General features: G+C 70.3%; 13 protein-coding genes, 2 tRNA genes, 1 pseudogene and 1 riboswitch. Of the genes and pseudogenes, 3 read left to right on the forward strand and 13 right to left on the reverse strand.

The genetic code is table 11. The features are described from left to right. Positions 1-23: 23 nt before the first annotated feature. From BM214_RS05065 to BM214_RS05125, 13 genes are all read right to left on the reverse strand, one after another. Positions 24-3,038, reverse strand: coding sequence for a diguanylate cyclase (locus BM214_RS05065; protein ID WP_143096351.1), 3,015 nt, complete (start codon positions 3,036-3,038; stop codon positions 24-26). A 445-nt stretch (positions 3,039-3,483) separates the two neighbouring features. Further along, positions 3,484-3,559 (reverse strand) — tRNA-Glu (locus BM214_RS05070). A gap of 192 nt (positions 3,560-3,751) precedes the next feature. Then, positions 3,752-3,827, reverse strand: a tRNA-Ala gene (locus tag BM214_RS05075). 33 nt (positions 3,828-3,860) lie between these two features. Then, positions 3,861-5,276, reverse strand: a complete 1,416-nt coding sequence (gene gltX / locus BM214_RS05080; protein WP_090484173.1) for a glutamate--tRNA ligase — start codon at positions 5,274-5,276, stop codon at positions 3,861-3,863. A gap of 85 nt (positions 5,277-5,361) precedes the next feature. Then, complete coding sequence (locus BM214_RS05085; protein WP_090484174.1) at positions 5,362-6,105, reverse strand: adenosylcobinamide-GDP ribazoletransferase; 744 nt, start codon at positions 6,103-6,105, stop codon at positions 5,362-5,364. Beyond that, positions 6,102-6,725 carry a histidine phosphatase family protein gene (locus tag BM214_RS05090; protein WP_177217585.1) on the reverse strand — a complete coding sequence of 208 codons (624 nt, stop codon included), beginning with the start codon at positions 6,723-6,725 and terminating at the stop codon, positions 6,102-6,104. Before BM214_RS05090 ends, BM214_RS05085 begins: the two co-directional genes overlap by 4 nt. Then, positions 6,722-7,780, reverse strand: a complete 1,059-nt coding sequence (cobT, locus tag BM214_RS05095) for a nicotinate-nucleotide--dimethylbenzimidazole phosphoribosyltransferase (RefSeq protein WP_090484178.1) — start codon at positions 7,778-7,780, stop codon at positions 6,722-6,724. The genes BM214_RS05090 and cobT overlap by 4 nt, the downstream gene beginning before the upstream one ends. Beyond that, positions 7,777-8,301: a bifunctional adenosylcobinamide kinase/adenosylcobinamide-phosphate guanylyltransferase gene (gene cobU / locus BM214_RS05100; RefSeq protein WP_090484180.1), complete on the reverse strand. Its 525-nt coding sequence runs from the start codon at positions 8,299-8,301 to the stop codon at positions 7,777-7,779. The genes cobT and cobU overlap by 4 nt, the downstream gene beginning before the upstream one ends. Beyond that, positions 8,298-9,839, reverse strand: a complete 1,542-nt coding sequence (locus tag BM214_RS05105; RefSeq protein ID WP_090484182.1) for a cobyric acid synthase — start codon at positions 9,837-9,839, stop codon at positions 8,298-8,300. Before BM214_RS05105 ends, cobU begins: the two co-directional genes overlap by 4 nt. After that, positions 9,836-10,837 carry a threonine-phosphate decarboxylase CobD gene (cobD, locus tag BM214_RS05110; protein WP_090484183.1) on the reverse strand — a complete coding sequence of 334 codons (1,002 nt, stop codon included), beginning with the start codon at positions 10,835-10,837 and terminating at the stop codon, positions 9,836-9,838. The genes BM214_RS05105 and cobD overlap by 4 nt, the downstream gene beginning before the upstream one ends. 86 nt (positions 10,838-10,923) lie before the next feature. Further along, positions 10,924-11,844, reverse strand: a complete 921-nt coding sequence (gene cbiB / locus BM214_RS05115; protein WP_090484463.1) for an adenosylcobinamide-phosphate synthase CbiB — start codon at positions 11,842-11,844, stop codon at positions 10,924-10,926. After that, positions 11,844-13,142: a cobyrinic acid a,c-diamide synthase CobB gene (locus BM214_RS05120; protein WP_090484185.1), complete on the reverse strand. Its 1,299-nt coding sequence runs from the start codon at positions 13,140-13,142 to the stop codon at positions 11,844-11,846. The genes cbiB and BM214_RS05120 overlap by 1 nt, the downstream gene beginning before the upstream one ends. 8 nt (positions 13,143-13,150) lie before the next feature. Further along, the gene (locus BM214_RS05125) at positions 13,151-14,974 is read right to left on the reverse strand and encodes a TonB-dependent receptor domain-containing protein (RefSeq protein ID WP_090484465.1); all 1,824 of its coding nucleotides are present in this window, start codon (positions 14,972-14,974) and stop codon (positions 13,151-13,153) included. 152 nt (positions 14,975-15,126) lie between these two features. After that, positions 15,127-15,373: riboswitch (cobalamin riboswitch) on the reverse strand. 244 nt (positions 15,374-15,617) lie between these two features. On the opposite strand from BM214_RS05125, the gene BM214_RS05130 reads away from it, so the two are divergent. The 3 genes and pseudogenes from BM214_RS05130 to BM214_RS05140 form a co-directional block, all read left to right on the forward strand. After that, on the forward strand, positions 15,618-16,568 hold the full coding sequence (locus tag BM214_RS05130) for a cobalamin-binding protein (RefSeq protein ID WP_090484187.1): 951 nt from the start codon (positions 15,618-15,620) through the stop codon (positions 16,566-16,568). Continuing rightward, positions 16,565-17,533 (forward strand): FecCD family ABC transporter permease, encoded by a 969-nt coding sequence (locus BM214_RS05135; protein WP_090484189.1) that lies wholly within the window; start codon positions 16,565-16,567, stop codon positions 17,531-17,533. Before BM214_RS05130 ends, BM214_RS05135 begins: the two co-directional genes overlap by 4 nt. Positions 17,534-17,791: 258 nt before the next feature. Then, a pseudogene (locus tag BM214_RS05140) lies at positions 17,792-18,574 on the forward strand (ABC transporter ATP-binding protein); the annotation flags it as partial. Between the last annotated feature and the right edge of the window lie 12 nt (positions 18,575-18,586).

The raw sequence follows: 18,586 nt of genomic DNA on the forward strand, positions 1-18,586 counted from the left end.
TCAAGTCGGCCATCCTAGGCCCTTCAGCCGCCCCTTTCAAAGACCCGCACGCAGTCGCGGCCGCTGGACTTGGCCCGGTAGAGGGCCGTGTCGGCCCGCTGCAGGGCCTCGTCCGGGGAGGGATCCTCGGGCCGCAATCGCGTGATGCCGATGCTCACGGTGACCGGGATGCAGGCCCCCTCCACGGCCACGGGATGCTGCGCCAAGCGGGCGCGCAGGCGCTCGGCCATCTTCTGCGCATCCTGGATGCCGGCGTCGGGCAGCAGCACGGCGAACTCCTCCCCCCCCACCCGTCCGGGCAGGTCGATACGCCGCAGCCCCTCGCGCAGCAACCCCGCGAAATGGCGCAGCACGGCATCCCCCGCGGAGTGGCCGTAGCGGTCGTTCACGGACTTGAAGTGATCCAGGTCCAGCATGAGCACGGCGGCCTCGTTATCGGAATGGCGGGACAACCGGGCCAGTTCCTCGGAGACCCGGGCCAGGAAATGGCGCCGGTTGGCCAGCCCCGTGAGGTAATCGGTGGTGGCCAGGGCCCGCAGCTCCTCCTCCAGGCGCTTGCGTTCGCTGATATCGGCCACCGTGCCCACCATGCGCAGGGGCCGGCCGTGGGCATCGCGGCGCACCACCAGCCCCCGGGCCAGGATCCATTTCCATGCCCCCTCCCCGGTCCGCACCCGGTGTTCGAAGACATAATGGGGGCTTTGCCCCTGCAGATGCGCGTCCAGGGCGGCCTCCAGCGGGGCCTGGTCCTCGGGATGCACCCGCGCGACCCAGTCCTTCACGCGGCTCATGCCGCTGCCCTGGGGCAACTCCAGGATCTCGTCACAGCGACGGGAGTAAAGCACCCGATCGGAAGACAGGTCCCAGTCCCATACCCCGTCCCCGGCCCCCTCGATGGCGAAGCGCCAGCGCTCGGCGTTCTCCCGCAGGGACTGGCTGTCCCGGGTCCGCTCGATGGCGATGGCGGCGAGGTTGGCCTTGTCCTGGATCTGGCGCATCTCACCCTCATCCGGGGCCCCGGCCACCGCCCGGAAGATGGCGGAGACCCCCAGCACCTCCCCGGTGGAGGCCAGGATGGGCACCGCCCAGCAGGCCGCCACCCCCGCCTCCCGGGTCACATCCAGGACCTTCGCCCAGGCGGGATCGCGGGCGATGTCGTGGCTGATGACCGTCTGACGCGTGGCCGCCGCCCGGGCACAGCCCCCCACCCCGGGACGGATCCGGATGCGCTGCAGGCAGGACCGGAAACCGGGAGGCAGCCCCGGTGCCACCGCCAGACGCAGAAACGCCCCGCCCTCCTCGGTGAGCAGGATGGCGCAGCGCTGCGCGATGGGCTCTTCCACCTCCTGGACCCCCTCCGCCAGGGCCTCCAGGATCAACTGCAGGTCCGCTCCGTGGGCCAGCAGGGAGAGCACGCGGTTACGCGCCACCTCCCGACGCTCGTGGCGTCTGCGCTCGGTGATGTCCGAGAGCACCCCTTCCAGGGCCAGCAGACCCCCGTCGGGACCATAGGTGGCACAGCTGTAGTCCTCGATCCACAGCCAGTCCCCCCGGGCGGTCCCCAAGCGGTACTCCCGGCGGAAGCGGCGGCGCCGATGGCGGATATGATTGTGCAGTTCCCGTTCCACCCGCCCCCGGTCCCGCGGGTGCATCAGCTCCATAAACGGACGCTCCCGGGACACCAGTTCGGCCGCGGAATACCCCCAGCGGGCCACGTTGGCCGAGATGTATTCCAGGGGCCAGCCCGGGCGCGGAATCCATCGGCAGACCACCACGGGGCTGGACTCCACCACCTTGCGCGCGGTCTCCAGGGCCTCCGCCGCCGTGATGCGATCCACCGCCAGGGAGAGATTGCCCGCCATCTCCCGCAGCAGGGCCTTCACCTGCTCGCTGAAGACCCCGGGCTCGTCGGCGAAGAGATTGAGGGTGCCGGTAACGGCCCCGCGGCGACCCAGGGTGAAGCGGGCCAGGGCACGCTGTCCCGCCTGCGCGGCGGCCCGTGTCTCGGAAAGATCGCCGGAGTCGACTTCCAGGTCATTGAGGACGAGGGGATTCTCCCGCTGCCCGTCCCCCGGCAGCCATTCCCCGGCGCTGGCCTGCGGATCCACGTCCCCCACATCGGCCCCGGCGCGGGCGAAGAGACGCAGACTGCGCACATCCATGGCCTCCCAGAGCCCGATCCAGCAGGCGCTGAACCCCCCCACCTCCACGGCCATGTGGCAGATCCGGTGCAACAACTCCCGCAGCCCCACCTCGCGCACGATGGCCTGGTTCACCTGCCCCAGCAACTGCTCCACGCGCCGCAACCGCTGGGTTCGGCGCATGAATTGCCGCAGATGGGTCATGTCCCTCAGGATCACGGCACAGCAGCGCAGCGTGCCGTCGGTGGCGCACACCGCACGACGCTCCAGGTGGGCATGGATGGTGCGGCCCCCCGCCCCCAGAAGGACCCGCTCCCCGACATGGATCGCATCCTCCCCGGCGCACATGCGCTGGAAGAGGTGACCATCGGCGGCGCGCTCGTGGGGATGGAGCAGGTCGCCCCAGGCCATGCCCTCCAAATCCTCCCGGGAATAACCCAGGATCTCCCTGAAGCGCTCGTTGAAGCCCAGCCAGGCACGGCCCTCGGGGGAGATCAGGGCCATGCCCACGGCATGCAGGTCGTAGAAGTGGCGCAGGGTGGTCTCACCATCCCCCGGGGACCCGAGGGACGGCATGCGCTCGGCGAGGATGAACAGGAACGGCGCGGGATCGGGGTCCTTGCGGGAGGCATGCAGGACCAGGAGATCGGCCCGGAAGGCGCGCCCCCCGGCATCCTTGAGGTGCAGATCCCGGGCCAGGGACCCGCCCTGCCCGCGGGCCTCCTCCAGGAGATGATCCAGGACCCCCGGATCCTCGCCCGCGAAGAAGTCCGCCACCCGCGCCATCGTCCCGTCCCCGCCGATCTGCGCCCCCAGGAGGTCGGCCGCGGTCTCGTTGGCGGCATGGATGTCCCCCACCCGGTCCACCCGCAGACGGGCCAACGGCAGGGTCGCCATCTCGATATCCGAAAGCCCCCAGTCCATTCTTCCCAGGGGGTTCCATTCCCGTGCTGTCCACGCACCTTCCCGCATCGCTTCCCACCGGTCTCCGACGCCGGTCCCGATCCCCGGGAACCCAAGGCATCCCCTGGCCACAGAGGGGCAGCGATCCATTCAGGCGGTGAACGGCGCCCCGCCCTGTCCCCTTAAGGACAAGCATAGACCCTTTGAAGGCCTCCATCGGGTCGGATGGCCCATTCGCGGAAGATCAAAGATCGGACCGGCCAGGGGCATGCCCCATGCAAGGGGGATCCGACCGGAGAAGGGAAAAACCACAAAAAGGAAGGGAATAAAAGGAAGGGAATCGAAAAAGTAAAGGCCCCTTGCGGGGCCTTTCTTTCGGGTCTATCCTGAACCCTTCATCCTTGACACCACTTGAATCATGCTCAAGAATGATTATGTATGGCGTCCCCACGGGGATTCGAACCCCGGTCGCCGCCGTGAAAGGGCGGTGTCCTAGGCCTCTAGACGATGGGGACTAGAGAAAGCATTATTTTAACAACAAAACCTGTTTTTGCAAGCCTTCTTAAATCTTCAAAAAATAAATTGTTTTGCAGATGGATACGAAGGCCTTGCAACGCCATCCATGGATTTACTTTTTACTTCAGAAAATAAAGTCATTCATCCTGAAGCAGATTGATGCCCTTATCCCTGGGCAAATCACTTTTGTTTGGTGGAGCCAGGCGGGATCGAACCGCCGACCTCCTGCATGCCATGCAGGCGCTCTCCCAGCTGAGCTATGGCCCCGTGTTGAAGAAGTTGCGTACTATACAGACCGCTTCATGCGTTGTCAACCGTTTTTGTTTCAATCCATTGAACGGCGTTTTCGATGCGCTTCAGCGTCCGATCCCGACCGATGAGACGCAGGGTCTGATCGATGGGCGGGGATACCGTTCCCCCGGTGACGGCCACGCGAAGCGGCTGTGCAACTTTTCCTAATTTTAACCCCATCCTTTCCGAAACATCAATCACCGCCTGATGGATCGGGCCGTCCTCCCACTGCCCCAGGGCGCCCAGGGCGCCGTGCAGGGCCTGCAGCACGGGGGCGGAATCGGCGGTGAGATTCTTGCGCGCCGCCTTCTCGTCGTAGGTCTCCACCTCCCGGTAGAAATAGAGGCTGTTGTCCGCCATCTCCACCAGGGTCTTGGCCCGCTCCCGCTGCGCCTCCACCACGTCCCGCAGCGGGGGATTACAGGCCGGATCCACGCCCCGCTGGCCCATGTGCCAGGAGAGCTGGCGCGCCACGTGGTCCGTGCCCAGGGTCTTCAGGTAATGCTGGTTCAGCCACAACAGCTTGTCGGGGTTGATGGCCGAGGCGGAGTGGTTCACGTCCTCGATATCGAACAACTCGATCAGCTCGTCCAGGGAGAAGATCTCCTGGTCCCCATGGGCCCAGCCCAGACGCACCAGGTAATTGAGCAGGGCCTCGGGGAGATAGCCCTCGTCCCGGTACTGCATGACGCTCACGGCCCCGTGGCGCTTGGAGAGTTTGGCCCCGTCCGGCCCCAGGATCATGGGCAGATGGGCGTACCGGGGCGGCTCCACCCCCAGGGCCTTGAGGATGTTGATCTGGCGCGGGGTATTGTTGAGATGGTCGTCCCCGCGGATGACATGGGTGATGCCCATGTCCCAATCGTCCACCACCACCGTGAGGTTGTAGGTGGGGGTGCCGTCGGAGCGGGCGATGATCAGATCGTCCAGCTCGCTGTTCTGGAAGGTGACCCGGCCGCGCACCATGTCGTCCACCACCGTGATCCCCTCCATGGGGTTCTTGAAGCGGATCACCGGATCCACCCCTTCCCGGGGCGCCTTGCGCATGCGGCAGCGGCCATCGTAACGGGGCTTCTCCTTGCGGGCCATCTGTTCCTCGCGCATGGCCTCCAGCTCTTCCTTGGTGCAGTAGCAGTAGTAGGCATGCCCCTCGTCCAGCAGGCGCTGCACCACCTCCTTGTACCGGTCGAAACGCTGGGTCTGGTAGAAGGGGCCCTCGTCGTACTCCAGCCCAAGCCAGCTCATCCCCTCCAGGATGGCATTCACCGATTCGGCGTTGGATCGGGCCAGGTCGGTGTCCTCCACCCGAAGCACGAACTCGCCGCCGTGCTTGCGGGCGTACAGCCAGGAGAACAGCGCCGTGCGGGCACCGCCGATGTGGAGATAACCGGTGGGGCTTGGTGCGAATCGGGTGCGGACTTTCATAGAGGCCCTCTGTGTACCAGGGGTGGACGATCAAGCCGCATAGAGTAGCAGAGCCCCGGCGGGGCTTCATCCCGCCCAGACGCCCTCAGCCCGCCGCCAGCACCACCGCCACCAGCACCCCGGTCTCCACCAGTTCCACCAGGGCCCCGGCGGTGTCCCCCGTGGTGCCCCCGATGCGGTGGCGCATCCAGGCCCGGCCCGCCAGGAAGACCCCCAGGGCCCCCGCCAGGGCCGCCAGGACCACCCCCCCCTGCCCCAGGGCAAGGCCGCCCAGCAGGGACGCCACCGCCGTCGCCGCCACCACGCCCCAGGCCCCGCGCCGGGGCAGATACTCCGCCAGCAGGCTGCCCATGCCCCCGGGGCGCACGTAGGGGGTGGTGACGAACAGCAGGGGCAGGGCCGCGCGCCCCAGGAAGGGGGCCAGCAGCACCGCCGCCCCGACCCCCTGCCCCGCCAGTTCCAGCAGGGCCGCATACTTCACCAGGAGCACCAGGATCAGCACCGCCACGGCGGCGGGGCCGCAGCGGGGATCCTTCATGATCTCCAGGGTGCGCTCCCGGTCGCCGATGCCGCCGATCCAGGCGTCGGCGGCGTCCGCCAGGCCGTCCATGTGCATCAACCCGGTGAGCACCACCCACAGGGCCACCACCAGGGCCGCCGCCAGGGGGCCCGTGCCCAGAAGGCCCAGGGCCGCCGCCAGGGCGCCCCCCATGAGCAACCCCACCAGGGGATAGTGCAGCAGGGATTGCCCCACCTGCTGCGGCGTAGGGTCGTTCCAGGTCACGGGGAAGCGGGTGAGAAAGCGCAGGGCCACGAGGAAGGGTTTCACTGCGGGGACTCCATGGGGTCGGCGGGGTCCGTGGGCACCGGCAGGCGCTCCACCCGGTGCCCGCCGGGATGCAGATGGATGCGGTACAGGCAGGCATGGGGCACCTCCAGCACCAGCAGGTCCTGGAGGGGACGCCGCTGCTCGTGCAGCAGGATGAGACGGATCACGCCACCGTGGGTCACCACCAGCCGGCGCGCCGGCGCGGGGGCACGCACCAGATCCCCCCAGGCCGCAAGGACCCGGTCGCGAAAGGCCGTCAGGGGCTCGGCCCCGGGGGGCACGTGGTGCAGGGGGTCCTCCCAGAAGCGGGCCAGGGCCTCGGGTTCCGACTCCATGAGATCGGCGGGGGTGCGCCCCTCCCAGACCCCGAAGTGCATCTCCCGCAGACGGGGCTCCTCCTGCAGGGCGAGCCCAGCGGCCCCGGCCCAGGCACGGGCCGGGGCCAGGCAGCGCTGCAGCGGCGAGGCGATGAGGGCATCCCAGGGGCCATGGGCGTCGAAGCTGCCCTGCATCTGCCCCCAGCCTTCAGGGGTCAGGGGCTCGTCCAGACTCCCCCGGAAGGCGAACCCCCCGGTGGTCTGGCCGTGACGCATGAGATCGATCCGGGGGACCTGGCTCAAAGGGCCTCCGCCACCTGGGCCTCGTCGAAGGTGGCCATGCGGCCGTGGATGTCGCAGGCCAGACGCAGCAGGGGCACGGCGGTGGCCGCCCCGCTGGCCTCGCCCAGACGCATGCCCAGATCCAGCAGGGGCCGGGCGGAGAGGGCCTCCAGCACCCGGCGGTGACCCGGTTCGGCGGAGGTATGGGCAAACAGGAACCAGTCCCGGGCGCTGGGGCAGATGCGGGCGGTGGCCAGGGCCGACACGGAACTGATGAAACCATCCACCAGCACGGGCATCCCCATCTGGGCGCAGGCCAGATAGGCCCCGCTCATGGCGGCGATCTCGAAACCGCCTACCCGGCGCAGGCATTCCACCGGTTCGTCCATATGCCCCCGGTGCAGATCCAGGGCACGGCGGAGGACCTCGGCCTTGTGCCGCACCCCCGCATCGTCCAGGCCGGTGCCCGGCCCCACCAGTTCCTCCGGCTCGGCCCCCATGAGGGCGCAGGCCACGGCGGCGGCGGCGGTGGTGTTGCCGATGCCCATCTCCCCCGCCAGGTAGACCTCGGTCCCCGCCAGCCGGGCCCGCTCCGCCGCGTGGCGGCCGGCGTTCATGGCCAGGGCCAGTTGATGCAGGTCCATGGCCGGACCCTGGACGAAGTTGGCGGTGCCCGGGCCGATGCGCACATCGGTGACCCCCTCCAGGGGCCCGGTCTCCTCCACCGTACCCAGATTGATCACCTCCAGGCGGGCGTCGATGGAGCGGGCCAGGACACTGATCCCGGCCCCGCCGCGCACGAAGTTGCGCACCATCTCCATGGTCACCGACTGGGGGAAACGGGAGATCCCCTCGGCGGCCACGCCGTGATCCCCCGCGAAGATGCTGATGTGCACCGTATCGGCCCGGGGGGTATCACTGCCCTGCATGCCGGCCAGGCGGGTGGCCAGGGTCTCCAGCTGGCCCAGGGAGCCCAGGGGCTTGGTGAGGCGGGTCTGGCGCTCCTCCGCGCGGCGGCGGGCGTCTTCGTCGATGGGTGCCGCGGGCACCTGCAACCAGGGGGTTTCTTGATTCACAATGGGTCTCCTTTCAGTACCAGGGGCAGACCGGCCACCGTCAGGGTGACGCGCTCGCAGCGCGCCGCCACCGCCTGATGCAGCCGGCCGGCCTCGTCACAGAACCGGCGGGTGAGTTCCCCCAGGGGCACGATGCCCATACCGGTCTCGTTGCTCACCAGGATCAGCCGCCCCGGCAGATCCGCAAGGACCTGCAGAAGGCGGGTCTGTTCCCGGCTACAGGTGGCCTCATCCTCGTCCCATAAGAGATGAGTGAGCCAGAGGGTGAGGCAGTCCACCAGCAGACAGCGGTCCGGGGCGGCATGGGCGCGCAGCACCCCGGCCAGATCGGGCCCCGCCTCCACCAGGCCCCAGTGCGCGGGGCGGCGCTCCTGGTGATGGCGGATGCGGGCCCGCATCTCCTCGTCCTCCCCCGGCCGGGCCGTGGCCACGTAGGTCACCCCCAGAGCGCTCTCCGCGGCCAGGCGCTCCGCCAGGGCGCTCTTGCCCGAACGGGCCCCGCCCAGGATCAGTTCTTTCATGCCCGATGCCTCCCCAGATGTGACCTGCCCGATGCAGGCGGTGGTGGCGACGCCGCCGGGGCCTCCAGCCCCAGAAGGGCCAGGATGCGGGCCATGTCCAGATGGGCCTCCACCGCGTCCGCCAACTGCTCGAAACCGTCCTCCCGATCCCACTCCAGATCGCGCCCCCCGGCGGCATCCCCCAGGCCCGCCCAGGCCAGCAGGGACCGGGCCGCCCCGGCGCGGTCGAAGACCCCGTGCACATAGGTGCCCAGGATGGCCCCGTCCTCGGAGACGGCGCCGTCGGGTCCCTGCCCCTCCAGGGTCACGGCCGGCCGCTGCAGACCCGGCCCCCGGGTCACCCCGGCATGGATCTCGTAGCCCTCCACCCGGGCCCCGTCGGCCAGTTGTCCCCGCACCTGGCGCAGCTGCTTGCCCGGGGCCAGGGTGGTCTCCACCTCCAGCAGCCCCAGGCCCGGGGTGCTGCCGGGGGCACCTTCCACCCCGTCGGGGTCATGCACCCACTGCCCCAGCATCTGAAAGCCCCCGCAGATCCCCATCACCCGGCCGCCGTAGCGCAGGTGGCGCAGGATGGCCCGGTCAAAGCCCTGTTGCCGCAACCAGTCCAGGTCCGCGCGCACCGCCTTGGAGCCGGGCAGCACGATCAGGTCCGCCGGCGGCAGGGGCCGCCCCGGTGCGGCGAAGGTGACGCGCACCCGCGGGTGCAGCCGCAGGGGATCGAGATCCGTGTGGTTGCTGATGCGCGGCAGCGCCGGCACCACCACCTGCAGCGGCTCCCCTTCCCCCTGGCCACCCCGCGGCGCGGGGGGTAAGGCCCCCGGCAGGGCATCCTCCGCCTCCAGGTACAACCCCTGGAGATAGGGCAGCACCCCCAGCACGGGCTTGCCCGTCTCCCGCTGCAGCCAGTCCAGACCCGGATCCAGCAAGGCCTTATCCCCTCGGAAGCGGTTGATGACAAAACCCGCCACCCGCGCCCGTTCCGTGGGGGAGAGCAGCGCCAGGGTGCCCACCAGGTGGGCGAACACCCCGCCGCGGTCGATGTCCGCCACCAGGATCACCGGGCAGTCCACCGCCTCGGCAAAACCCATGTTGGCGATGTCCCCCTGCCGCAGGTTGATCTCCGCCGGGGACCCGGCCCCCTCCACCAGCACCACCCGGTGGCGCCGGGCCAGGCGCCCATGGGCCGCCACCACCCGCTCCAGCAGCGTGGGCTTGAGGCGATGGTAGGCGGCCGCATCCGACATGGACAGGGGCCGTCCGTCCAGGATCACCTGGGCACCCCGGTCGGAACAGGGCTTGAGCAGCACCGGATTCATGTCCGTGTGGGGCACCACCCGGCAGGCCGCCGCCTGCACCGCCTGGGCGCGGCCCATCTCCCCGCCCTCCGGGGTGACGGCGCTGTTCAGGGCCATGTTCTGGGACTTGAACGGGGCCACGGCGATCCCCCGGCGGGCCAGGGCCCGGCCCAGGGCGGTCACCAGCAGGCTCTTGCCGGCATCGGAGGTGGTGCCCTGCACCATCAGGGTGGCCGCCGTCACGACCGTCCCTCCGCATCCGACAACGCCCCCAGGGCGGCCTCCAGCCGGGCCCAGCCCATCTCATCCCCCGGCAGACCGAAACGCAGGCTTGGGGGGTCGTCGAACAGGCGGGTGAGGATGCCGCGCCGGCGCAGGGCCGCGTGGATCGCCCCGGCCCGGGGGGTGCGCACCCACTGGAACAGGGGCGTGCCGCCGTCGGGGGGCAGCCCGTGGCGGCTGAGGACGTCCCGCAGCCGTGCCCCGGCACGGGCCAGGCCCTCCCGGGTCTGTTCCTGCCAACCCAGATCCGACAGGGCGCCGCAGGCCGCCCAACGGGAGGGGCCGGGGACCGTCCACGGCCCCAGATGGGCCGCCAACTCTGCCCGCAGGCCCGGCTCGGCAAAGACGAAACCCACCCGCGCCCCGGCCAGACCGAAGAACTTGCCCAGGGAGCGCAGCACCACCAGTCCGGGCTGGGGGCAGCGGGGCACCAGGCTGTGCTCCGGGGTGGCGTCCATGAAGGCCTCGTCCACCACCAGCCAGCCCCCCTTGACGGCCAGCCGTGCCTGCCAGTCCTGCAGGCACCGGAGATCGAAGCGGTGGCCCGAGGGGTTGTTGGGGTTCACCAGCAGCAGATGGTCCAGTGTCTCCAGCCGGTCCTCCACCGTCTGCGGCGACAGGGGCAGCACCTGATGCCCCGCCCGCCGCCAGGCGTGGGCGTGTTCGGCATAGGAGGGATGCAGCATGCCCACCCGCCGGCCGGGGGGCAGCAGGGCCGGCAGGGCCTGGATGGCCGCCTGGGACCCGGCCACCGGCAGCAGGGCCGAGGAACCGAAGTACCCGGCGGCGGCGGCCTCCAGGCCGTCCTCCTCCTCGGGCAGACGCATCCAGGCCTCGGGGGGCACCGGCGGCACCGCCCAGCCATGGGGGTTGATGCCCGTGGACAGGTCCAGCCAGTCCGCCAGGGGGATGCCCTCCTCCCGGGCCGCCCTGCGCAGGCGGCCGCCGTGGGGGAGCATCCCCGGCAACGGGTTCCCGGGATCTGCGGTGTCTTCGCTTGGGGACAAGGGGCGGGCACCTTTGTGGATCATGAAAGAAATGGACCTCAGGAGCCGATCATATGAATAAGGAGTCCGGCCAACCCCAGACCCAGGACCCAGACCCCCAGGGCCCGGTCCAGGAGGGTCAGGGCCCTGGGGATATCCGCCGGGGCGGCCTCCGGTCCCTGGCCCAGGTCGGGCCGGGGCTGTAGGCGTCCATGGTAGACCGCCGCGCCCCCCAGACGGACCCCCAGGGCCCCGGCCCCGGCGGCCATCACCGGACCGGCGTTGGGGCTCTTCCATACCCGCCCCTGGCGGCGCCAGCAGTCCAGGGCCCGGCGCGCCCCCGCCCAGCCCCCCGAGGCCAGGGCATAGGCCAGGGCCGTGAACCGGGCGGGGAGGTAATTGAGGCCATCGTCCAGCCGCGCCGCCGCCCAGCCAAAGTGCCGGTAGCGATCCGTGCGATAGCCCCACATGGCATCCAGGGTGTTCACCAGGCGGTAGGCCACCACCCCGGGGGCCCCGGCCACGGCGAACCAGAACAGGGGGGCGAAGACGGCATCGTTGCCGTTCTCCAGCACCGATTCCACGGTGGCCTTGCTGATCTGCGTGGCGTCGATGTCCTGGGTGTCCCGGCTCACCAGGAAGGCCACCCGATCACGGGCGGCCTCCAGATCCCCCTGCTGCAGCGCCCCGGCGATGCCCCGCCCGTGCTCCCCCAGGCTGCGCCAGCCCACCGCCAGATAGAGCAGCACCACCTCCAGCACCCATCCCCCCGGCAGCGCCGCGGCAAGGGCGGCCAGGGCCGTGAAGGGCAGCACCAGCAGGGCCAGCAGGAGGGCGCCCCGCAGCCGGTCATCGCCATAGCCGCGGCGCTCCACCGCCTCGATGAGGGCGCCAAAGGCCACCAGGGGATGCCCGCGCCGGGGTTCCCCCAGCAGGCGGTCCAGGGCCAGGGCGACCAGGATCCCCAGCAGGGTGGCCATCATGTGCGTCCCTCCCCCGTGAACAGCCGCGCCGTGCCCTGGGGATCCGCGGGGAAGTACAGGTGCACATAGCTGGCGGTCACCGCGCCCTTGCGATAGACCGCCTCCGCCGTATCCCGGCCGTTGGGGCAGCGGGCCCGGGCGATGGGCTCCAGGGGGGAGTGCATGGCGGAATGATGGAAGGTGTGGCCGCGGAACACCCCCTCCGGCAGGGTCACCTCCTGGGGCCCCAGGGCCGCCAGCCGGCCCTGCATACGGGCCTGTCCCGGCAGCAGGCCCACCAGGTCCGCCCCCTGCCCTTCCGTATCCTCCAGCCGTTCCAGGAGGTAGAGCATGCCGCCGCATTCCGCCAGCAGCGGCCGGCCCGCCGCCGCATGGGCGGCCAGGTCCCGCTTCAGCCGCTCATTGGCGGCCAGGGCCTCCAGGTGCAGCTCCGGATAGCCGCCGGGGAGATAGACGGCCTGCGTCCCCTGCGGCAGCCCATCCCCCTGCACGGGGGAGAAGAAATGCAATTCGGCCCCCATCTCCCGCAACAGGTCCAGATTGGCCGGGTAGAGGAAGGCGAAGGCCGCATCCCGGGCCACGGCGATGCGCCGCCCCGCCAGGTGCCGGGGCGGCGGCGGGGTCTCCTCCGGGGCGAAGGCCACCGCGGGCGGCAGCCCCGGGGCCTTCCACACCAACTGCTCCGCCGCCGCGTCCAGGCGCCGGTCCAGGTCGGCGATCTCCGCCGCCTGCACCAGCCCCAGATGGCGGCTGGGCAGGGCGGTGTCCGCCGACCGGGGCAGGTAGCCGAAGGCGGGCCGCCCCGCCGGCAGGCCCTCGGTGAGCAGGGCATAATGCCGCTCGCCGCTGACCCGGTTGGCGAAGACCCCGGCGAAGGGGACCTCCGCACGGTAGGTGGCCAGGCCATGGGCCAGGGCGGCGAAGGTCTGGGCCATGGCCGCCCCGCTGATGGCGGGCATCACCGGGATGCCGAAACGTGCCGCCAGGTCGGCGCTGGAGGGATGGCCGTCGAACAGCCCCATCACCCCCTCCACCAGGATCAGGTCCGCCTCCCCGGCCGCGGCATACAGGCGCCGGCGGATGTCCGCCTCCCCGGTCATCCACAGGTCCGCCACGTACACCGGCGCGCCGCTGGCCCGCTGGTGGATCATGGGGTCGAGGAAGTCCGGTCCCGTCTTGAACACCCGCACCCGGCGGCCCCGGTTGCGGTGATACCGGGCCAGGGCCGCCGTCACCGTGGTCTTGCCCTGGCCGGAGGCCGGGGCGGTGACAAGGAGGGCGGGACAGTGACGCAAGGGCGGACCTACTGCTGGTAGTGGAGGCTGAGGAAGACGGCGCGGCCGGGCTCGTTGTAATCATCGCCGAAGCCCCGGACCTGCACGTAGTCATGGTCCAGGGCATTGTCCAGGGTCGCCCGCAGCGTCCACTGGGACGAGAAGGCATAGGCCGCCCGCAGGTTCAGGAGGGCATACCCGGGGATGGGGTCGCTCTCGGCTTCGTCATTGTAGCGCCGCCCCTGGGCCAGGACAGTCCCCCCCAGGGACCAGCGCCCCAGGCTGCGGTCCAGATCCAGGCGCAGACTGTCATCCGGCCGCCGGGCCAGGGCCTGTCCGGTGTTGCGGTTTTCGTGGTCCAGATGGGTGAAGGCCAGCACCGCCGACCAGTCCCCGCGCCGGATACCGGTCTCCCATTCGATCCCGCGGATGCGCACCTCATCGACATTCTGCGGGATCCACCAGCGGCCGCCCCCCGGGGGCGGGGCCCAGTCGATCATGTCCTCCAGATCCGTCCTGAAGACGGTCACGTCGGAGCGGACCCCCTCTCCGGTGAAGCGCAGCCCCAACTCCGCCGTGCGTGAGCGCTCCGGCTTCAGATCGGGGTTGCCCGACCCCGGCCAGTAGAGATCGTTGAAAGTGGGGGCCTTGAAGGCGGTGCCGTAACCGGCCCGGAGCCGCCAGGCCTCGCTCATCTCCAGGCCCCAGGCCACCTGCCCCGTGGTCTCGTGGCCGAAGGCCTCGTTGTCGTCCTGGCGCAGGCTGGCGGACAGATCCTGGGCCCCCAGTTCCGTCTGCAGCTGGGCGAACAGGCCCCAGTTGTCGCGGCGGGTCCGGGCATAGTCGTTGCTGCTCTGCACCCGATCCTCCCGGTAGTCCGCCCCCAGGGTCAGCAGGTGTCTCCCCAGGAGGACATCGTTCTGCCAGGTCACCAGGTCCCGCAGGGTGTCGATGCGGGAATCGAAGGCGCCATCGTAAAAGGTCTCGGCCTCGTCACGGCTATGGGCCAGGGTCAACCGGCTGCGCCAGTGGTCGGTCACCGGACCGCGGATGCCGGCCCGCACGGCGTGATGACCGTAATCGGTCCAGTCGCGGAATTCCCCCGTGCCCACGTCGATCTCCGTCTCCCCCGTGGAATACAGGAAGGAGCCGAACAACTCCGCGCCCCCCGCCAGGCGATGGCTCACCCGACCGCTGAAGCTGCTGTTGTCGTAGCCATCGTCCGCCCGGTCCCCGGTGTTCTCCTGAATATCGATGCCGTCGGTCTGGAAATGGCTCCCCGAGAGGCTGTAGCGGGTATCCCCCTGGCCTGCGGAGATGCCGGCCCCGAATTCCCGGGTGCCGAAGGACCCGGTGCCCAGATGGGCCCGGGCCCGTGGTGCGCCGTCTCCCTCGCGGGTGAAGACCTGCACCACGCCGCCGATGGCGTCGGACCCGTACAGGCTGGTGCGCGGCCCGCGCACGATCTCCACCCGTTCGATCTCCGGGATGGGCAGGAACTGCCACGACGGGCTGCCCAGGGTGGCCGAACCCATGCGCACCCCGTCCACCAGCAGCAGGGTATGGCCGGAATCGGTGCCGCGGCTGTAGAGGCTGGCCGTCTTGCCAAAGGGACCGTTCTGGGTCACCGCCAGCCCGGCCCGGCCCCGGAGCAGATCGGTGAAGCTCTTGGGCTGCAGCCGGTCGATCTCCTCGCGGTCGATGACGGTCACCGACGCCAGGGTCTCGTCAACGGTCTCGGCCGTGCGGGTGGGGGTGACCAGGATGGGGTCCAGCTGCGCCAGATGGTTCTGGGCCAAAGCCATGGGAGGGAGGGCCAGCAGCACCGCTGCCGGCAGGGAAGCCTTGCGAATCATCGAAGTCGTCTCTCCTGCGCGCCGCCCGCGCGCGGATGGGGTGCATGGGCGGCATGGCAGGAGGGAGCGCACGCGAATCGCGGACCCGGGGCCCGCAGTGCCGGGGGATGGATCACCGGAGAGACGCGCCGCGCAAGGCCCACCGCAATGCCGCGTGAACACTCCAGGCCGGTCTCCGGGCTCGCGGACGGGTCAGGATCTGACCGGGGCAAGGCACCTTCCCACGCTTGCGCGCAGTGGCATTCCGCCTTGCCGGGGCCCTGCGGTGACGTGCAGGGCCCGCGTCTCGCCTACCGTTGCGGGGGCAGCGCCGGACTGGTCCGAGGACGGACGCACCGGCTTCCCGTTTCACCAGGCGGTTGTCATGCGCCTGGCACCTGAAGCGAGGCGGTATCATACGCAAACCGGATCCAGACCGCCAACCCAAGCCCCCGCCGCACCCCATTCCCCCACCGCCAGGACCGCCCCCTGCCGGCGGGACGCCGTGGATCCCTCCCTGGAGTTTTTTTGCGCGCCGCTTCCCTGCGGCGCACAGCCGCCGGCAGGGAGTGGTCCCGGCGGGTTTGTGGGGTGATGGACGCTGGTCCGCCAGGGCATCGCTGGTATGATGCCCTCCTTTCACGCGCCCCGATGAAACGCCATGACAGGCCCAGAGATACCGGATCCAAAATCAAAAAAAGCCCACAAATGGCTTCTTTTACTCGCCATTTATCTCCTTTTCGCCGCAATTTTCATCCCCCTGCACGGCCATGCGGCGCCCCTGACCGTAACCGACGACCGGGGCCGCCAGGTACAACTGCAGGCACCGGCGAAGCGCATCATCAGCCTGGCCCCCCACATCACCGAGAACCTCTTCGCCGTGGGCGCCGGGGAGCGGATCGTGGGTACGGTGAACTTCAGTGACCACCCCGAGGCCGCCCGGGAGATCCCCCGGGTAGGCAGCTACAAGCAATTGGACCTGGAATCCATCATTGCCCTCGAACCGGATCTGATCATCGCCTGGGAGGCGGGCAATGTGCGCAGCCAGCTGGAACGCCTGGAGGCCATGGGCTACACCCTCTACTACAGCGATCCCCGGAACATCCGCCAACTGGTGCGGGGGCTGGAGACCCTGGGACGGCTGGCGGGCCACCCGGAACAAGGACGCCGCACCGCCCGGGAGCTGGAACGGACCCTGGAAGGACTGCGGGACCGCTACGCCGGGCGCTCCCCGGTGACGGTCTTCTACCAGGTCTGGGATCGCCCCCTCATGACCCTCAATGACGCACACATCATCTCTCAGGTGATCCGCCTGTGCGGAGGCCGCAACGTCTTCGGCCATCTGGACGCCGCCGTACCCCGGCTGAACCGGGAGGTGGTCCTGGCCGCCGACCCGGAGGTGATCATGGGCGGCGGCATGGGGGAGGAAGACCCCCAATGGGTGGAGGACTGGCGCCGCTGGACGGAGATGACCGCCGTGGCCCGGGACAACCTGTTCTTCATCCCCCCCTCCCTGCTGCAACGCCCCACCCCCCGCCTGGCGGACGGCGCCCGGCGGGTCTGCCAGGCCCTGGAAGAGGCCCGCCAGCGGCGCCCGGAGGATGGTGAGTGACCCGCCTGGCGGGCATCCTCACCGTCCTGCTCCTGGCCGCCCTGGCGGCACTGGTCACCGCCGTGGCCCTGGGCAGCGTGCAGCTCACGCCCGCCCAGACCCTGGCCGTCCTCACCGGGGACGGCGATCCCCTGCACCGTACCCTGATCCTGGAACTGCGCCTGCCCCGGGCCCTGGCGGCCTTCGCCACCGGCGGCCTGCTGGCCGTGGCCGGGGCCCTGATGCAGGTGCTGCTGCGCAACCCCCTGGCCGACCCCTACGTCCTCGGACTCTCCGGCGGCGCGGCGGTGGGGGCCCTGGCCTCCATGCTCCTGGGCGCGGGCACCGTACTGATCTCGGGATCAGCCTTCGCCGGCGCCATGCTCTCCACCTTCATCGTCTTCGGGCTGGCCCACGGCACCGGCAGCTGGACCCCCACCCGGCTGCTGCTCACGGGGGTGGTGGTGGCCGCCGGCTGGGGGGCCCTCATCAGCTTCCTGCTGGCGGTGAGCCCCACGGAGGAACTGCCGGGGATGCTCTACTGGCTCATGGGGGATCTGTCCCACGCCCGGCGCATCTGGCCCGCCTGGATGGTGCTGGTGATCGTGGTCCTGGCCGCCCTGCCCCTGGGCCGCAGCCTCAACGTCCTGGCCCGCGGCCCCATGCAGGCCGCCGCCCTGGGGGTGGCCGTGCGGCCTTTGGAATGGACGGTATACATCGTCGCCGCCCTGGTGACCGCCACCGCCGTCACCCTGGCCGGCAGCGTGGGCTTCGTGGGCCTGATCGTGCCCCACATGCTGCGCCTGGTACTGGGCAACGACCAGCGCATCATCCTGCCCGCCTCGGCCCTGGCCGGCGGCATCCTGCTCACCCTGGCGGACACCCTGGCCCGCACCCTCATGGCCCCGCAGCAACTCCCCGTGGGGGTGATCACCGCCATGCTGGGGGTGCCGGTGTTCCTGTATCTTTTGCATCGCAGCAGGTGAACAGAAAACGCCCCCTGTGCCAGAGTTTGCCCTTGCGCCGGGGTCTCCCTTGCGCGGGCCGCCGTGAATCCATCCCTGGAGGCTTGCGCGCCGCTTCCCTGCGGCGCACACCCGCGCAAGGGAGACCCCGGCGCAACCACGCACTTCCCCTGGAGCGGATAGATGCCCCAGGGAAGCGGCGCGCACGAAAAACCCCGCCATCACGACGCTGCCATCCTTCTCCAATCCCCTGAAAGCGAAGGCATCACCGGAAACCCCATGGCCCCCGACAATCGCAGCATGCCTCCCCTCCTGCAACTGGATGACCTGGTGGTGGACATCCCCGGACGCCCGGACGGTGCCGCGCTGCGCCTGGCCGTACGGCCCGGCCAGTGCTGGGGCGTGCTCGGGCCCAACGGCGCGGGCAAGAGCACCCTCCTGCACACCCTGGCCGGCCTGCGTCCCGCCCGCCGCGGCGGCCTGCGTCTGGACGGCCACCCCATGGACGATCTGCCCCGGCGCCGCATCGCCCGCCACCTGGGCATGGTCTTCCAGGACCAGCAGGACGGCTTTCCCGCCACGGTACTGGAGACCGCCCTCATCGGCCGCCACCCCTATCTGCGCCCCTGGGAGATGGAATCCGCCGCCGACTACGCCGCCGCCCAGGACGCCCTGGAACGCACCGGCCTGGAGGGACTGGAGCACCGCCCCGTATCCACCCTCTCCGGCGGCGAGCGCCAGCGCCTGGCCATCGCCACCGCCCTCACCCAGGACCCCCGGGTCTTCCTCCTGGACGAGCCCACCAACCACCTGGACCTGCACCATCAGGTGGAGGTGCTGGACATCGTCCGCCACATGGTCGCCCATGGCCGGGGGGCGATCCTCACCATGCACGACGTGAACCTCACGGCCCGCTATTGTGATCATCTGCTCCTCATGTACCCTAATGGCGACGCCTGCTGGGGTCCCACCCGGGACATGCTCATCCCCCGGGCCCTGGAACGGCTCTACGGACAGCCCCTGGCCGTGGGGCAGGTGGACGGCATGCCGGTGTTCCTCCCCCTGGGCACGGAA

The sequence above is a fragment of the Ectothiorhodospira mobilis genome, assembly GCF_900114895.1.
Taxonomy (GTDB): Bacteria; Pseudomonadota; Gammaproteobacteria; order Ectothiorhodospirales; family Ectothiorhodospiraceae; genus Ectothiorhodospira; species Ectothiorhodospira mobilis_A.